Here is a 15,835-nt window from a genome sequence, read left to right on the forward strand (position 1 = left end):
GTTAAAAACCATCTAAATCATAATATTCATCATCCAAATCGAGTGGTTTGACGGGCTTGACCAGCGTTGCAGGCTTCTTCACAGGCGTCGGTTTCCGGGGCTTCTGCGGTTCGGTCTGCGGTTTCTGTGACTGACTTTGCTGTGCAGGTTTCGGCTTTTCAGCAGGTTTGGAGACAGGATCGACAGGATAATAATCCTTGTCTTGCTGGCTGATACGCTCCAATTCGCGGTCTATTTCCTCGGCTGTAGCAGGCTTTCCCGTCGGCTTTATTGTCGATGGAACAGGTTCTGTCAGCAACTGTAACGTACTGATGCGAAGCGGTGCAAAATGCTTCTGATAGAACAAAGCATAATCATCATAACTGAATTGACGGCCTAAAAGCGGCATGTTTTGTTCGCTTATAATAAACGGTCGCGCCTTTTTCGTCAGCCTACCGATGGCTTCTTGCCGATGCAAATGACGCGCATACTGCAACGCTTCATCATAGTTTTGAAAACCTCTGACTATCATTCGATGCATGCCTTCTGCCTCTTCAACCTGTATTTCGAAATTTCTGACGAGATAACTCGCAAAGTTATATTTTGCCAACTCAAAGAGCAGCTGATTTTCTTTGACTGAATCAGGGTTGTAAACCAACATATAGACGAAGTTCACATCGCGTTCGGCACTCAGTTTAACAGCGTGTATAGAGTCGCTGTCGTTCAGCACATCGCTGCGCCTACTCCATACCGTTGACATGTCGAACTTGGCACCACGCAGTTGTTTTCCTGCCTTCACGCCGTTGATAATCATACCCGCCATAACGCTAAGTTGGCTTTCCGGATAGGTAGAGACAAGCGTATTGAGGTCTTGCAGACAAGCTTTTGCATCGCCGTCATTCAGCTTACTCAATGCAGCTATAAACAAAAACTTGTCGCGGTTGGCCCCATTGGGGAAACGCTTTGCCGACACATGCGCATTGCCTAAGACCTCGTTATAGCGTCCTTCGTTGAAAGCGGTGTAGGAAGCAGCATAGAGTGAATCCTCGATATGCTTGCCAAAACGTGCATTTTCGCGATAATAAGGGTCGCTGAGCAAGGCTGTCCATTTGCTGTCGGGACACTCCTTATGCAGTCGGTCAAGGTAACTTTCGGCCCGCGTCAATTCATTTCGGCGTGCATAAAGCAGGTAAAGATGATAGAAAGCCTCGTCTATCTGCGCGAAATTTGGATAGTCATGAATGAGTCTCAACAATGTTTTCTCACTCAAATCAAGGTTGTCCAACCTGTCTTTGAAGATGATTCCGCTGTGGAAAAGCCCGTCAGCAAGCAGCTTATTACTGGCTTCCAACTGTTCAGAAGTCATTGGTATCTGTTTCAAATAGTATTCTCTTCGGTGCGGATCAGCCTCCGGATTATTCGTCTTCTGCAAGGTATCTTCAACCAATTCGGCTTGTTCTGCGATACTGTCTGAAGCTAAAGCCACCACAGTTTTATTGATACGCTGCCAGTTATCAATATTCTGTCGCTTGCCCCAACGCCGTTGAAACATCTCTTTTCCACGTGCCACCGTCATGGGATTATAGAAATACCAGGTGGCTTGCTGACTGCTATTGAAAGATTGAGACGGTGCTTCGGTGTTACTTTCCATTCCACCTTGCATACCCGAATAACCGTCATTGCCCTCTACAGACTGTGCTTTTTGCTCCTTTTTCTCTTTCTGTTTGAGTGCGGTTATCACGCGGTCAATGGCTGCATTGCGGTCATGTTCGTTCATTTTTGCAAGCTGTTGCAATGAATCTTGCAGTTCAACGGCATCGGTATGAGGCACGAGTTCTTCAAGCACTTGCAGTCTTTCAGACAATTGACGATAGTCCTTTCGCTCCTTATCCAACAGTCCGATAGCCACATCATAACACCGCTTTGCATCGCCAAACTTATTTCTTTGCCAATACAAATCACCGAGTTTAAGCAGCAACACCCCCTTTTCGATACCACTACGCACCCCAAGTTCGTTGCCCTGTTCATAGGCACTAATGGCGTGAAGCGTATCTTTTTGCGACAGATATATATTGCCAATAGCGTAATAAACCTGATCTAAATACTCCTTATTATTATCAGATGAGGCCATACGTCGCAGCTTGGCAATCATCTGTTTCGGCTTTCCTGCCATTACTTCTGTCATGGCAACACGCGCATTGAAAGCCAAATCATAAGGTGGACTGAGCCTGACAACATGCTGATAGGCCTTATACGCCGCTGCTTTCTGCCCTGTTTCGGCCAGTAATTGCCCCATAAGAAACCACTCACGTGCCTTTTGTTTGCGGCGCATCTCATGGCTGATGACTTTCCGAAGATAAGGAATTGCCTTCTGATAGTCGTCGATATGAATGTAATAATCAGCGTAGGTGTAGTCCCATTCCTTTTGTGCGCTCCAGTAAATGGAGTCACGTTGCATGTTGCGGATTACGTCTTCAGCCTCATATTGCCACCCCGCTTCGATGTAACTCTTGGCCAACCATGCCTGCGCCCGCTGGTAAATAGCCGGTTGAGTGGCATAAAGTCGGCTCATATATGCAAAGGTTGAGACTGCTTCTTCAAAGTTTCCTTCATGGAATTGCGACCTTCCCATGAGCATCCAGACCTTCCATAAGAACGGATTATATTCCTTTCTGTTCAGCCATTCAATGTCTTCAGCAGTCTTACGACGGTTCTTATCCCACACGGGATGCCGCTTGATACTATGCAGTTTAATCGCTTTCTCGCACTTTTCTATAGCCCGATTGAAGTTAGTCTCACCTAAACTGCGGCTCTCTTTGTTGCCAACAGTGTAGAGAGGTATTATCTCTGTGAAGTTATCTTTGTTGCCATTCTCTTTTTCTAATGAGCCATCTATGTAGGCCATTGAACCGTTGTAATAGACATTATAGCGTGTGTTGAAGGCATGCCACCACCTCGATTTCGCCGTATTCTGCTGCATCGAACAACTCAAGAGCAACGTAACAACGAGCCCAAAAGCAATGAAATATGGTATAACATGCTTCATTTCCTCAACAACAACCTTGCAATTGCATACACAATGATACTTACAAATATGATCGAAGCACCCGAAGGGACATCCAACCAATAGCTCATGGCGAGCCCAAACAAGCAGTCTGCCCAACCAATAAGAATGGAAAGAAGCATCATCCGCTTATAGTTGAAGGTGAAAAGATTGGCTGTCATCTGCGGAATGGTAAGCAAACTGAGGGCCAACACAATGCCCACCATGCGCAAAGTTGCCACTATGGTCAAGGCTATCAGCGCCATCATACCATATTCTATCCAACGAACGGGAAGTCCTTGTGACTCGGCAAACGTGCGATCGAAAGCCACACTAAGTATCTCCCTGTAAAAGAATGTCATGCAAATAACAACAATAACGCACAGCACAGCTAACAACCAAAGATCTAAACTCCCTATCGTCAGAATACTTCCAAAGAGGAATGAAGGCAGATCGGGCATAAAACCAGGCGTCAAGAAGCAACAGATGATGCCCACACTCATGCCGAAAGTCCAGAAAACTGCAATAGCAGAATCCTCGCGAACATCGCCTTTTCGTGCCATCCACTCTACGCCGAAAGCACTCAATACAGCAAAAATCATGGCAGAAAGTATGGGGTTAATACCCATCAGAACACCCAAGCCGATACCTCCAAACGATGCATGCGTGATGCCACCGCTGATGAAAACCAAGCGGCGTGTCACGATATAAGTGCCCACAATGCCACAAACGATGCTGGCAAGCAATGCTCCCAACAACGCATTCTGAAAGAAACTATAATGCAGAATATCAATCATCAGCCAACGCGATAAAGTCATCTTTAATCTGATTGGGCATATTAATGCCACGCAATATGAGGCTTCTGCTCCAGCCTTTCACTTCTTCCGGCCGCATCGTAAGCATCACTTCAGCAAACTCTTCGGCCTCTTCATCGGTATAACTATCCGACAAACGGCCTCGAAAACGATCGAGTTCTTCGTCGTCATAATATTCAATTTCTTTCGTAGCCACCTCCAACATGCACTCCTGTTCACACTGATCATTCTCACCACTACACGTAGAACACGAGTTGTTCACAATGAGCGGAGCCTCTTCTTCGTCTTTCTTACGACCGAGAAATGAGACAAAGGCCGTTATCAGACCTAACACAAGAAGTACTAAAACAAAATATATCATAATGTAAAACCTGCTGTCTGGAGATCTTTCCAATAATCGGGATAAGATTTACTCACTACTTCTGGGTTGTTAATTTGCAATCCTGGACACTTCAATGCCACAGGAGCAAAGGCCAAAGCCATACGATGATCCTCATAAGTATCAATGGCTTCGCCCGTCGGTTCGCAACGTTCGCCGTCCCAGAACAGTTCATTGTCGCCCACGTTATGCAACACATAACCTAACTTACGCAGTTCGGTTTTCAAGGCTTCTATGCGGTCTGTCTCCTTAATCCGCAGGGTTGCGAGCCCTTTGAAATGGAATTTTATGTCCATTAATGCACAACAAACCACCAAAGTCTGTGCCAAATCGGGTGATCCGGTGAAGTCATATTCAAGCCGAGGCAACAGACATTTATGGCGACGTAGCGTCACTGTATTGGGCACACAGGGGTCGGTTGTCTCGAAACTCGTCTTTACACCCAACAGCGAAAAAATGTATTTCACCACCGAGTCGCCTTGTCTTGAGCCGTCCATCAGGCCTTCAAGCCGCACAGTTGCTTCGGAATCATCACTCAAGGCCATGATTTCATACCAATAACTGCCGGCACTCCAGTCGCTCTCTATATAATAACGACGTGATGTATAGGGCTTCGGCGCCACACTGATCGTATCGACATCCGTCCATTCAACTGCTGCTCCGAAGTCGCGCATCATGCAAAGCGTGAGATCAATATACGGCCGAGAGATAATCGTATCGGTCATCTTGAGTTCCAATCCCTTTTCAAGCATCGGCCCTATCAACAGCAACGCCGAGATAAACTGCGAGCTGATACTGCCCGAAATTTCGAGATATCCACCCTCAAGACGACGTCCTTTGATGCGCAACGGCGGGAAACCCGCCTCGCCTTCATACGCTATGTCGGCGCCAAGATAGCGCAAGGCATCTACCAACACGGCTATCGGGCGCTGCTTCATGCGGTCAGTTCCCGTGAGCACATGCTCTCCCTCGCTGACCGAGAGATAAGCCGTCATGAAGCGCATGGCCGTTCCTGAAGCCTTGATATCAATGGTTTCAGGCATCGTTTTTAATGCTTCGATGATGACTTCCGTGTCATCACAGTCGCTGAGATTATCTGGAACGACATTGTCTCCTGCTAATGCCTGAATGATAAGTGCACGGTTGCTGATACTCTTGCTGGCCGGCAGTTTCACCGTGGTGTCAATGTGTTGAGGCCCATGTATGGTATATGTCATGTTATAAAGTGTACCTTATTTCTATATATGCAAAAGTACAAACAAAAAACGGATGCCCCTACTTTTCCTGTCGCTTTATTCGATTAAATAGATAAAAAATTGTAATTTTGCAGCTAAAACAACAGAAACCGTGCATATAGCTATCGCTGGAAACATCGGAAGCGGTAAGACCACACTCACCGAACTGCTTGCCAAACACTATGGTTGGACGCCAAAATACGAGGCCGTGGACTACAATCCGTATCTCGAAGACTATTATAAAGACATCCCAAGATGGTCATTCAACATGGAAGTTTTCTTCTTGAAAGAACGCTTCAAAGACCTTTTACAACTTGATCAGAACATGAACAAGGAGACCATTGTGCAAGACCGTTCCATCTATGAAGGCGTTTATGTGTTCACAGAAAACAACTACAAGATGGGCAACATGAACGAAAGAGACTTCCAAACCTACATGGAACTCTTCGACTCAATGACGCATATCCTGCACTATCCCGACCTGATGATCTATCTCAAATCAAGTGTTCCTCACTTGGTAAAGAACATTCAGAACCGCGGACGTGAATACGAACAGAAGATGCCCCTCGCCTATCTTGAGAGTCTCAATGACCTGTATGAGGACTTCATCTACAGGAAATACAAGGGCAAGGTGCTTGTTGTTGACGTTGACGACATCGACTATCTGCACAGCAAAAGAGACTTTTCGGGCATCATAGACAAGATAGATGCCAACCTATTCGGACTTTTCTAACCCCAGAATTATAATCAAATTATGCATATCGCAATCGCAGGAAACATCGGCAGTGGCAAGACTACACTCACTAAAATGCTTGCCAAGAGATTTCATTGGACACCACGTTTTGAACCCGTCGACAACAATCCGTATCTCGACGACTTCTATGCCGACATGTCACGGTGGTCATTCAACCTCCAGGTTTACTTTCTCAACAAGCGCTTCAAGGAGGTAGTTGAGATTTCAAAAAGCAAAGAAACCATCATACAAGACCGCACTATATTCGAAGACGCGTGCATCTTTGCACCCAATCTCCATGGCATGGGCATGATGAGCGACCGTGACTTCGCCAATTATTCCGACCTTTTCGACCTGATGATTTCATTGGTCAACCTGCCTAACCTGATGATTTACATCCGCTCAAGCATACCGACTTTGGTGAACCACATCGGTAAACGTGGGCGCGAATTCGAAAAGAGTATCCGCATCGATTACCTCACAGGACTGAACAACCGCTATGAGAATTGGATTAAAGACTATAAAGGTAATCTCATCATTGTAGACGGAGACAACACTGATTTCGAGAATAATCCACAGGATTTCCAAACGATTACCGACCGGATTGATGCCGAACTCTATGGCTTGTTCCCCATAAAATAAACGCGAAACATTGCAAATCAAGATATCGTCCCTTTGCTTGCAGAAAGCAGAGGGACTTTTTTATGAGGCGAATAAAGCCTCTCCCCCAGCCCCTCTCCGAAGAGAGAGGGAAGTAAAATGTTTATGAAATGGAGCCTTTATACGGTATAATTGGAGGACATATCACTCCCCTCTCCTTGGAGAGGGGTTGGGGGAGAGGCTTTTCTTTTGTTTATTTTCTTCCTCATTTTTAACACTTTTCGCCCCCACCAAATAGAAATAAAAACGTGCTTTCCATGCTTGCATGAAGTCATTTCACCGCTTGTGCGAAGCCATTTTATGGCTTCGATATCCTCATCTGCATCTTTTCAGCCTGCAATCTCAGTCACTTTACCATGCTGTTTGACTGAAATGGCCCCGCGTTATGACTCAAAACACACCGTAACTTGACGCAAATGGCAACGCTTTTCAGCGTAATTTTACCCCGTGATTTCTTTTGAGTTTTGCAATCACTTGACAGTCAATACTTTGCAATTTACAGAAAAACAGTGCATATTTTGAACGAAGAAGACTTTCGATTTGAATTTGCAAATCTGATGAAGACAATTGTAAACATCCTTGAAAAGAATTAACATACTATTCGCTTATGCAGACTTTCTGGCAGAAAACCTTTCATTCGTTTTTACCACTTGAAGATAAACATGAGAAAAATAATCATTATTTACTTATAATAATTATGCTTTTTAGACGTTCAAATAATATAAAAACAAATATAAATCCAAATAAAATGTCGTGAAAGCAGGGTGCAACGGCATCTTGCTTTCTTTTCTATCATGAAAAAAAACAGCCTTACCAACAAGCAGTTTCTTGTGCCTTTCGTGCTCATCACATCGCTCTTTTTCCTGTGGGGCTTTGCAAGAGCCATTCTCGACGTACTCAACAAGCACTTCCAAAACGCACTCGACATCAGTATTACGCAGTCGTCTTTAATTCAGGTTACAACCTATTTGGGGTATTTCCTGACTGCTATTCCGGCGGGTTGGTTTATCAATCGCCATGGTTATCGCCTTGGTGTGGTCATCGGGTTGATGCTTTTCGGCATCGGTTCTCTGCTGTTCATTCCCTGTGCAGCACTCAACACGTTCTATGCTTTCTTAGGAGCTTTGTTCATCATTGGCTGTGGTCTCGTGTTTTTGGAGACCTCGGCAAATCCTTATGTGACCGAACTTGGCGACAAGGCAACGGCAACAAGTCGCCTCAACTTCTCGCAGTCGTTCAACGGCTTGGGCTGTCTGTTCGCAACACTTGTCGTGGGACAGTTTTTCTTCGGTGGTCATTTTGAAGATAATGATGTCGTCATTCCCTATACCATTTTAGGCATTCTGGTACTCGTTATCGCTTTAGTCTTCTCGCGGGTCAACCTGCCTGAAATCAAACATGAAGAGACTGAAGAAGACAAAATCAAGGGAACACGCATCATGAAACTGTTTCGTCACCACCCCATGTTCGTCTTCGGGCTTTTCGCTTTGTTGGCTTATGAGGTGGCAGAAATATCCATAAACAGTTATTTCATCAATTTCGTGACAGGACAAGGATGGATGAATGACAACATGGCGAGCATCATACTGACCGTTGCCTTGGGCTTTTTCATGGTGGGACGCTTTGCTGGAAGCTGGCTCATGCGCCGCATCCGGGCCGAAATGATGCTGTTTGTCTGCGCTGCCGGAAGCGTGGTCTGCATGGTTTGTGTGCTGCTGAATATCGGCAAATTCTCAATGGTTGCTATCATCGCCAATTATCTTTTTGAAGCCATTATGTTCCCAACCATCTTTTCGTTAGCACTTGATGGGCTTGGAAATCTCAAGAAAAGTGCTGCTTCCTTGCTGATGATGACACCAATCGGAGGCTGTGGTTTCCTGCTTATGGGCATCATTGCCGACAGTGCCAACCTTGTGATTCCATTCCTGATTCCACTCTTCGGCTACTTCGTTGTATTGCTTTTTGCTTCTGAATTGATGCACAAACAAAGAGAAACACATCGTTAAGACATGGCATCATTGCTACTTCCATGTTGCAATTACACAGCCCATTCTTGATTTAACGCAAAATTAAACTTTTTAACCCGTTACTGATCGAAAAAAAAGAACCAACATTTTGTGTCATCAAAAGAATATGTTAAATTTGCAATCAGAAAGAGATGAAATGATAACATTCATGAAGTAAGTTATTTATAAACATAATATTTCAAATTATGGCAGTTAGTTATAAAGAATTAGGTCTCGTCAATACACGCGAGATGTTTAAGAGAGCTGTAAACGGTGGTTATGCTATTCCAGCATTCAACTTCAACAACTTGGAGCAACTCCAGGCTATTATTACGGCATCATCTGAGTTGAAGTCTCCTGTAATCCTCCAGGTTTCTAAGGGTGCCCGCAACTATGCTAACCCTACACTACTCCGCTATATGGCTGAAGGTGCAGTAGCTTTTGCAAAAGAACTTGGCTGTGAACATCCGGAGATTGCCCTCCACTTGGATCACGGTGACAGCTTCGAACTCGTGAAAGATTGTGTAGATATGGGCTTCTCTTCTGTGATGATCGATGCTTCTTCAAAGTCTTTCGAAGAGAACATTGCATTGACAAAGAAGTGTGTTGACTATGCACATCAGTTTGATGTGACCGTAGAAGCAGAGCTTGGTGTACTCGCTGGCGTAGAAGATGAGGTTGCTTCAGAGGAGTCTCACTATACTCGGCCGGAAGAAGTGATTGAGTTCTCACAGCGTTCAGGCTGTGATAGCCTCGCTATCTCTATCGGTACATCTCACGGTGCTTATAAGTTTAAGCCGGAACAGTGTACTCGTGACCCGAAGACTGGCCGCTTGGTACCTCCTCCATTGGCTTTCGACGTACTCGCAGAGATTGAGAAGAAGCTCCCAGGTTTCCCAATTGTACTCCACGGTTCGTCTTCAGTTCCACAGAAATATGTTGATATCATCAACCAATATGGTGGCAAATTGCCAGATGCAGTAGGTATTCCAGAGGAGCAACTCCGCAGAGCTTCAAAGAGCGCTGTATGTAAGATTAACATCGACTCTGACTCTCGTTTGGCTTACACTGCCGGCGTTCGTGAGACTTTGGCAAATCATCCTGATTACTTTGATCCACGTCAATACGGCAAGGTTGCACGTGCCTACATGACTGAAATGTACAAAGAGAAGATTAAGGATGTGCTTGGTTCTGACAACAAACTCGCTCAGTTGTAAGAAGATTACGGCTTTTGAGTCGGATAAAATAATAAAGGTGAGGACAGATTTGTTCTCACCTTTTTTCATATCTTTGCGCTATGGAAAAGAGAATTACAGAGCAATCATCTCACTATGACCACTTGGAGACAATGTCTATTGCCCAACTTACGGCTGCTATCAATGAGGAAAACAAACTCGTGCCCGCTGCCATTGAGCATGCTTTACCGCAGATAAATGCCTTGATAGAAACGATTTTACAACATTTGCAGATTGGAGGAAGACTGTTTTATTGCGGTTGTGGCACAGGAGGACGACTTGCAACGCTCGATACAATAGAGGTACAGAACACGTATGGAACCGATGGAAGCCAGATACAAGCTATCTTTCCTGGTGGTATTGACGAGCTAACACAGACGCGAGAGTCGCGCGAAGATGACCTCACAGACGGCTGGAAACAACTTCAAGAGCATCATATCAATGAAAAAGACATTGTGCTTGGACTCTCAACCAGTGGCACCACACCTTTTGTAAAAGCCACCCTTGTTGCCTCTCGTGCCCATAACATCACAACAGCTTGCATCGTAAACAATCCCGACAGCCCTATTGCAACAGCGTCAGACCATGTGGTTGAAATCATCACAGGGCCCGAATTTGTCACCGGGAGCACACGGATGAAGGGCGGAACTTCACAGAAATTAATCCTTGATATGATTAGCACCACACTAATGATACGCCTTGGAAGAGTCGAAGGTAACAAGATGGTGAATATCAAGCTGATGAATGCGAAGCTCATAAATCGCGCAGCCCGCATCTTCATGGAACGTCATCCGGAAGAAACAGACTATCAGAAAGTCGTGGAAAAACTAATAAAAAGCGGCAGCATTAAAGCCGCTGAGAAAGTAGAGTAGGCTTTTACATTCTCCCAAAATGCCACACAAGGCCAACATTCCAGATGCCTTGCAGTCCGTAACCCAATTCAGAAGTGAAGCGCAGATGATTGCTTCCAATCTCTATTCCAACGGGCGAAAACTGATAAGCCACCCTCGCTTTTTCTTCTTTTATATTAGGGAAATTACTGCTGTTCGACTTCAGATGATAGTAGCTTACCCCCAGACCACCTCGAGAATAAAGGGCAAAATGACCATTATCCAACCATGTATAGCTTACAGCCGGCATGAAAGTAAAAGTCTTACTGGACAGTCTCAAGTCGTCATCAGGGAAGATTGAATAGAAAAGACCACCGAAAATGAGTTTATAAGGATTATTCCCCCACCGTTCAGCTCGTGGAATATGCGCGCCTCTTGCCTCTGCTTCAGTATAGCTGATGCCTGCACCAACGGCCCATTTTGAATTCAGATGATAGAGATATTCCATGCTCAACGAAACATTAATATTTTGAAACGCTGAGAAAAGTGAGCTGTCACTCTCAAGCTTAAACAGCCTTACATAATCATTTCTCACGTTCTTCAAATGGGGTTCATCCCCCACTCCAATGCTCCATCTCACTTGATGTCTGTAGCTTTGTGCCTCAACCTGCAAGGCAAGACATAGGACCAATAGGATAAAAAGGCTTCTTTTCATAGATGATATTCGTTTTATTATTCCGTTGCAAATATAAAAAAAGAAAGCGAAACACACAGCTCTTTTCCTCATTTTTTGTGATAATTGTGCATCTTTTCTTAGACATTAGCCCATGCTTACTATGCAGGCATTCATTATCTGGCAAGTTATTTTCTACAAAGACGGGGCATGTCAGCCTATTCATATAACGGACATAGAAAGTCAGATGCAAGTACACAAAGAACCAAAAAAGGTCCGCTTCTCACGAAGCAGACCCTCTATAAATGTTTATTGTTTAAATAGAGACTTTTGTTATTTATCTTATAACGATTTAAGAGAAGAAATTTTATGTATTACATCAATGCTTTCAATTCAGAGATTGGGCGCTTTTCCATCGTTCCATCCGCACGAGTAATCGTGAAATAATCGTGTACAGACTTGTCGCCCTTAAACTGAACAACAGCTATACCGCCTTCACGCATGTGAAGAGTGAAGTAACCTTCGCGCTTACCCTGAATGTACTTACCATGCCATTTCTCCATACCATTCTGGTAATATGTGGTAACTTCACCGTTAAGAACAGTGTTGGCATCGTTTCCCAAGTCAATAAAACTGTATTCACCTTCGGCTTTCAGTGTACCATTCATATAGAAATCCTGGAAGACATCGCGCTTGTTGAGGCCTTGATTCTGCTTCATCAATAAGCGATAATAACTTGCTTGTTCATTATTTGTTACGCTGGTTTTATCTGCAGCATAATAGATAGTGTCGGCAACAATGACTGCATTCTCAGCTACATGTTTACGTCCAAAGCTTGTAATAGTCAACATTGCCATTACTGATATCAAAAGAATACGCTTCATATTTGTATATTTTTAGGTTGTTTATTCTGTTTCTACTGCAAATATATAGAAAAGAATTGTGAAGTCGTTCCTTTTTTAACACTATTTTATACATATTTTTTCACGCCAAAATAGTCGTAACTTTACAACCTGCTTTCAATTTAAAACTTGATTAAAATCAATGATTTTGCTTACAGTTTTAAAAGTAACTTCTTTCAAACTCCACTATAACAGGGATTTAAGATAAAGGAAGATACTCTACAAGATATATTCTGTTGTGTTATCGCGCACAACAACTTACAATCCGTAACATTATTAATTGTAAACTATTTTGAATAAAATCACTTTGTAAATGTTAATACCTTGATATATATCAAGAGGGTAACTATAACGCTTAAAAAGTTACATTGTGCAACCTATTGCAACTTTACGTTTACAGGAATGAAGCAGAAACTTCTGACAGGTCTGCCTTCTTGCCTTGCCGGAGACCATTTCGGCATGCGTCTAAGCAAAGCAACAATGTTGCGATCCAATGTAGGAGAGAATGGCTTTACAATTGATATATTACTCAAAGTGCCGTCGCGTTCGATAATCAAACGTACCAATGCACGTCCTGAAAGAGCCTCCTTCTTTAAATAAGGTGGCACAACGAGATTGGTCGTAATATATTGATTAAGATTTTGATTATTCCATGAAAACGATGCCAACTCCTCCGTCTGACGATACACATACATGCTGTCGCCGACAACAGGGACATCAACATGTTCCACAACAGGCGTACCCACAACGGGTTTAGTCTTGAGGAGTTTCTTCATTTTTGACGTCAGGAAGTTCACCCAGTCAGCTGTTGAAATCATGGATTGAACAGAAGGTTGCCCTTCCGCCCCCACTTCCATAAGCAGCGTTCTGTCATTTACCGGCACAGGACCATAAAGCTTCTGTGCGTCAAGTGAAACGGCATAATTGTTCAAAAGTCCTTCTGTCAGAGCATTACTCAAGTAATAAGATGCCACGGGATCGACCAAAATGTTTTCCAACTTCATAAGCTCTTTACCCTTAAGAATACGCTGGTTGGGAATGTCATAAACAAATAAATCTAATTGATGTTCCTTTCGTAGCGATGATTTCAGCCCCGGCTGAATGTTTTTTTCCACACGCATTGAAATATATCTACCTTCTTGTAACCCCACTTCACGCACTGAATAGGTGGCATAACAGAACTTACTGTCATCGGGAATTGTATCGAGTTTTGTCGTCAGAGGCTCACCATAAAGCGATTGTATGGCTGCAATCTTCCGGTCAAGTTGCATACATGTGTCGCCAAGGAGTGTGTTGATATGCTGCAAAAGCACGGGTTGCGCCACATAACACAAACGCTCCGGCCACTCAAAATCAATGTCAACCACATTCATTTCGCCTTTGCTGTTCGTGCAGACCACATGCCGTTGCTCATACCTTATACTCGTACTGCTCGCTGTCTGCTGGGCTTTCATGCAACTGACTGACATCAAAAGCACCATTAGGAATATCATCTTTTTCATTGTATATCGTTTAATTACTTCGCAAAGATATATAAAAAAAACAAGACCTATCATCCCGACAGGTCTTATTTCATTACTTACTAAAACTAAATTAACCACTAAAAAAACTAATATCTTTCCTTTCAGCAGCAAATATACGACTTATATTTGGATATATTATTACCAATATTACTTCAAAATTTGCATTTATTACGGATATTTGCAATATCATTCGCTTGTAAGGACTCTTACTTATCAAATAGGTTTTTAAGAGGTGAAAATGCTAAGCCTTGATGTATCAGCAGGCAGGTTGTCATGGGCAGACTCCGTCAGACGGAGCTTATTTGTAGCGTAAGGTTGTCTGAAGAAATCGCCCCGATGACACGATGGTTATCGGGGCGATGACTTATATTGCTTTGCAACATTCAATTTAAAGTTCAAGGTCTACTTCTATCGGACAATGGTCGCTGCCGAATATTTCGGTGTGGATAGAAGCGTCTTTCAGTTGAGGTAGGAGCCTGTCGGAGATGAGGAAGTAGTCTATGCGCCAGCCCGCGTTCTTCTCTCTTGCACGGAAACGGTAGCTCCACCAACTGTAGGTGACCTGCTCCGGATACAGAGTTCTGAACGTATCTGTAAAGCCATGGCTGAGCAGTTGAGTCATCTTGTCGCGCTCTTCATCGGTAAATCCGGCGTTACGGCGGTTGCTCTTGGGGTTCTTGAGGTCTATTTCCTGGTGTGCAACGTTCAGATCGCCGCATACAATGACGGGCTTTTGTTCGTCAAGACGATGCAGGTAAGCCTGGAAGTCGTCTTCCCAAGTCATGCGATAGTCAAGCCGACGGAGTCCGTCTTGAGCGTTGGGCGTATACACCGTGACGAGGAAGAAGTTGTCATATTCAAGGGTTATGACGCGTCCTTCATGGTCGTGCTCGTCTATTCCGATGCCATAAGTGACGGCAATCGGTTCTTTTCGTGCATAGATAGCAGTGCCGCTGTAGCCTTTCTTGTCGGCATAATTCCAATAAGATGTATAGCCTGGGAACTGAAGATCAAGCTGTCCGGCCTGCATCTTGGTTTCTTGCAGGCAGAAGAAATCGGCATTCAGCGTTTCAAAAGATTGTGAGAAGTCTTTGCCTACACAGGCGCGAAGGCCATTTACATTCCATGAAATGAATTTCATATGGTGTTTAGTGTTTTGTTTTTGAGACGAACATCAGATAGAGACCTGATGGGGCAAGTCTTTCCTTATCAGCAGTGATGAGGGCGGGCTGAACGGCTATTTGCAGTTTCTTGTTGGCCGGATTATAGAAGCACAGCATGTTGTTGCTGAATACAACCTCATGCGGTTTGCTGTCGTAGTTGGCTGTCAACGTAGCCTTAAAGCCGTTTGTCAGATAGCGATAAATCTTCTTTGGCTTGTTTGTGAAGCCCAAAGCGCCAATCTTGCTTTCGGCAGGTTGCATGGTAAGATGCTTGGCCAAATCCTGCTTTGCCTTGTTTGTCAAGGTGTGGTTTGGATTGAGCAGGCGTGAATAAAGGCTGTCGGGAATACTGTTGATGCGTACGATGGTGTCGAGCCCGATGGTGACCTTGACATTCGGAACAGAGTCTTTTGTGCGAGAGATTGAGCCATATTGCTGATAGACTGCATAGAGGTCGCCCTCATAAGTGCCTTTGGCTGCATCGAAAATCATCTTTGCTTCGGGCTCAGTAATCGTGATATCGTTGTCGTTATCATTACTCAAACAAGAAGAAAATGCGGTCAGTACAGCGGTCAGACAGAAGGCATAGCCAAGAAATTTACGTAGTTTTTTCATATGAGATGCTTTATATTGTTGTTGGACAAGATGAGGAAGAGCAA

General features: G+C 44.0%; 14 protein-coding genes. 5 read left to right on the plus strand and 9 right to left on the minus strand.

The window, feature by feature from the left end; all coding sequences use genetic code 11:
• Window position 1 precedes the first annotated feature (1 nt).
• The 4 genes from porW to aroA are packed head-to-tail and all read right to left on the minus strand — an operon-like array spanning window position 2 to window position 5,433.
• A complete protein-coding gene (gene porW / locus EL210_RS11525; RefSeq protein WP_018920447.1) occupies window positions 2-3,025 on the minus strand; it encodes a type IX secretion system periplasmic lipoprotein PorW/SprE in 3,024 nt (1,007 codons plus the stop codon).
• Window positions 3,022-3,819 carry a metal ABC transporter permease gene (locus EL210_RS11530; RefSeq protein ID WP_018920448.1) on the minus strand — a complete coding sequence of 266 codons (798 nt, stop codon included), beginning with the start codon at window positions 3,817-3,819 and terminating at the stop codon, window positions 3,022-3,024. Before EL210_RS11530 ends, porW begins: the two co-directional genes overlap by 4 nt.
• A complete protein-coding gene (locus EL210_RS11535) occupies window positions 3,812-4,198 on the minus strand; it encodes a hypothetical protein (RefSeq protein ID WP_018920449.1) in 387 nt (128 codons plus the stop codon). Before EL210_RS11535 ends, EL210_RS11530 begins: the two co-directional genes overlap by 8 nt.
• Window positions 4,195-5,433 (minus strand): 3-phosphoshikimate 1-carboxyvinyltransferase, encoded by a 1,239-nt coding sequence (gene aroA / locus EL210_RS11540; RefSeq protein ID WP_018920450.1) that lies wholly within the window; start codon window positions 5,431-5,433, stop codon window positions 4,195-4,197. The genes EL210_RS11535 and aroA overlap by 4 nt, the downstream gene beginning before the upstream one ends.
• 130 nt (window positions 5,434-5,563) lie before the next feature.
• Between aroA and EL210_RS11545 the strand changes: the two genes are divergently transcribed.
• The 5 genes from EL210_RS11545 to EL210_RS11565 all read left to right on the plus strand — a co-directional run bounded on the left by EL210_RS11545 (window position 5,564) and on the right by EL210_RS11565 (window position 10,957).
• Window positions 5,564-6,184 carry a deoxynucleoside kinase gene (locus EL210_RS11545; protein WP_004377029.1) on the plus strand — a complete coding sequence of 207 codons (621 nt, stop codon included), beginning with the start codon at window positions 5,564-5,566 and terminating at the stop codon, window positions 6,182-6,184.
• 21 nt (window positions 6,185-6,205) lie between these two features.
• On the plus strand, window positions 6,206-6,826 hold the full coding sequence (locus EL210_RS11550) for a deoxynucleoside kinase (protein ID WP_004377028.1): 621 nt from the start codon (window positions 6,206-6,208) through the stop codon (window positions 6,824-6,826).
• An 812-nt stretch (window positions 6,827-7,638) separates the two neighbouring features.
• Window positions 7,639-8,850 (plus strand): sugar MFS transporter, encoded by a 1,212-nt coding sequence (locus EL210_RS11555; protein WP_018920452.1) that lies wholly within the window; start codon window positions 7,639-7,641, stop codon window positions 8,848-8,850.
• 206 nt (window positions 8,851-9,056) lie between these two features.
• Window positions 9,057-10,067 carry a class II fructose-bisphosphate aldolase gene (locus tag EL210_RS11560; RefSeq protein ID WP_004371628.1) on the plus strand — a complete coding sequence of 337 codons (1,011 nt, stop codon included), beginning with the start codon at window positions 9,057-9,059 and terminating at the stop codon, window positions 10,065-10,067.
• An 80-nt stretch (window positions 10,068-10,147) separates the two neighbouring features.
• Window positions 10,148-10,957: an N-acetylmuramic acid 6-phosphate etherase gene (locus EL210_RS11565; RefSeq protein ID WP_018920453.1), complete on the plus strand. Its 810-nt coding sequence runs from the start codon at window positions 10,148-10,150 to the stop codon at window positions 10,955-10,957.
• 4 nt (window positions 10,958-10,961) lie between these two features.
• Here EL210_RS11565 and EL210_RS11570 read toward each other — a convergent pair whose 3' ends face one another.
• The 5 genes from EL210_RS11570 to EL210_RS11590 all read right to left on the minus strand — a co-directional run bounded on the left by EL210_RS11570 (window position 10,962) and on the right by EL210_RS11590 (window position 15,791).
• Entirely contained in the window at window positions 10,962-11,630 is a 669-nt protein-coding gene (locus EL210_RS11570; protein ID WP_018920454.1) for a membrane protein, read from the minus strand.
• 332 nt (window positions 11,631-11,962) lie between these two features.
• Entirely contained in the window at window positions 11,963-12,472 is a 510-nt protein-coding gene (locus EL210_RS11575; RefSeq protein WP_004371632.1) for a toxin-antitoxin system YwqK family antitoxin, read from the minus strand.
• A 395-nt stretch (window positions 12,473-12,867) separates the two neighbouring features.
• Window positions 12,868-13,992 (minus strand): energy transducer TonB, encoded by a 1,125-nt coding sequence (locus EL210_RS11580; protein ID WP_018920456.1) that lies wholly within the window; start codon window positions 13,990-13,992, stop codon window positions 12,868-12,870.
• Between the two features lie 409 nt (window positions 13,993-14,401).
• A complete protein-coding gene (locus EL210_RS11585) occupies window positions 14,402-15,154 on the minus strand; it encodes an exodeoxyribonuclease III (protein WP_018920457.1) in 753 nt (250 codons plus the stop codon).
• 7 nt (window positions 15,155-15,161) lie between these two features.
• Entirely contained in the window at window positions 15,162-15,791 is a 630-nt protein-coding gene (locus EL210_RS11590; RefSeq protein WP_018920458.1) for a DUF4840 domain-containing protein, read from the minus strand.
• Window positions 15,792-15,835: the final 44 nt, after the last annotated feature.

Source organism: Segatella oris (assembly GCF_900637655.1).
GTDB classification, from domain to species: Bacteria; Bacteroidota; Bacteroidia; order Bacteroidales; family Bacteroidaceae; genus Prevotella; species Prevotella oris.

What these genes read in the sequence shown, in the direction of transcription:
- porW (WP_018920447.1), bottom strand. Translation starts at nt 3,025, where the DNA reads ATGAAGCATGTTATACCATATTTCATTGCTTTTGGGCTCGTTGTTACG.
- EL210_RS11530 (WP_018920448.1), bottom strand. Translation starts at nt 3,819, where the DNA reads ATGATTGATATTCTGCATTATAGTTTCTTTCAGAATGCGTTGTTGGGA.
- EL210_RS11535 (WP_018920449.1), bottom strand. Translation starts at nt 4,198, where the DNA reads ATGATATATTTTGTTTTAGTACTTCTTGTGTTAGGTCTGATAACGGCC.
- aroA (WP_018920450.1), bottom strand. Translation starts at nt 5,433, where the DNA reads ATGACATATACCATACATGGGCCTCAACACATTGACACCACGGTGAAA.
- EL210_RS11550 (WP_004377028.1), top strand. Translation starts at nt 6,206, where the DNA reads ATGCATATCGCAATCGCAGGAAACATCGGCAGTGGCAAGACTACACTC.
- EL210_RS11555 (WP_018920452.1), top strand. Translation starts at nt 7,639, where the DNA reads ATGAAAAAAAACAGCCTTACCAACAAGCAGTTTCTTGTGCCTTTCGTG.
- EL210_RS11560 (WP_004371628.1), top strand. Translation starts at nt 9,057, where the DNA reads ATGGCAGTTAGTTATAAAGAATTAGGTCTCGTCAATACACGCGAGATG.
- EL210_RS11565 (WP_018920453.1), top strand. Translation starts at nt 10,148, where the DNA reads ATGGAAAAGAGAATTACAGAGCAATCATCTCACTATGACCACTTGGAG.
- EL210_RS11570 (WP_018920454.1), bottom strand. Translation starts at nt 11,630, where the DNA reads ATGAAAAGAAGCCTTTTTATCCTATTGGTCCTATGTCTTGCCTTGCAG.
- EL210_RS11575 (WP_004371632.1), bottom strand. Translation starts at nt 12,472, where the DNA reads ATGAAGCGTATTCTTTTGATATCAGTAATGGCAATGTTGACTATTACA.
- EL210_RS11580 (WP_018920456.1), bottom strand. Translation starts at nt 13,992, where the DNA reads ATGAAAAAGATGATATTCCTAATGGTGCTTTTGATGTCAGTCAGTTGC.
- EL210_RS11585 (WP_018920457.1), bottom strand. Translation starts at nt 15,154, where the DNA reads ATGAAATTCATTTCATGGAATGTAAATGGCCTTCGCGCCTGTGTAGGC.
- EL210_RS11590 (WP_018920458.1), bottom strand. Translation starts at nt 15,791, where the DNA reads ATGAAAAAACTACGTAAATTTCTTGGCTATGCCTTCTGTCTGACCGCT.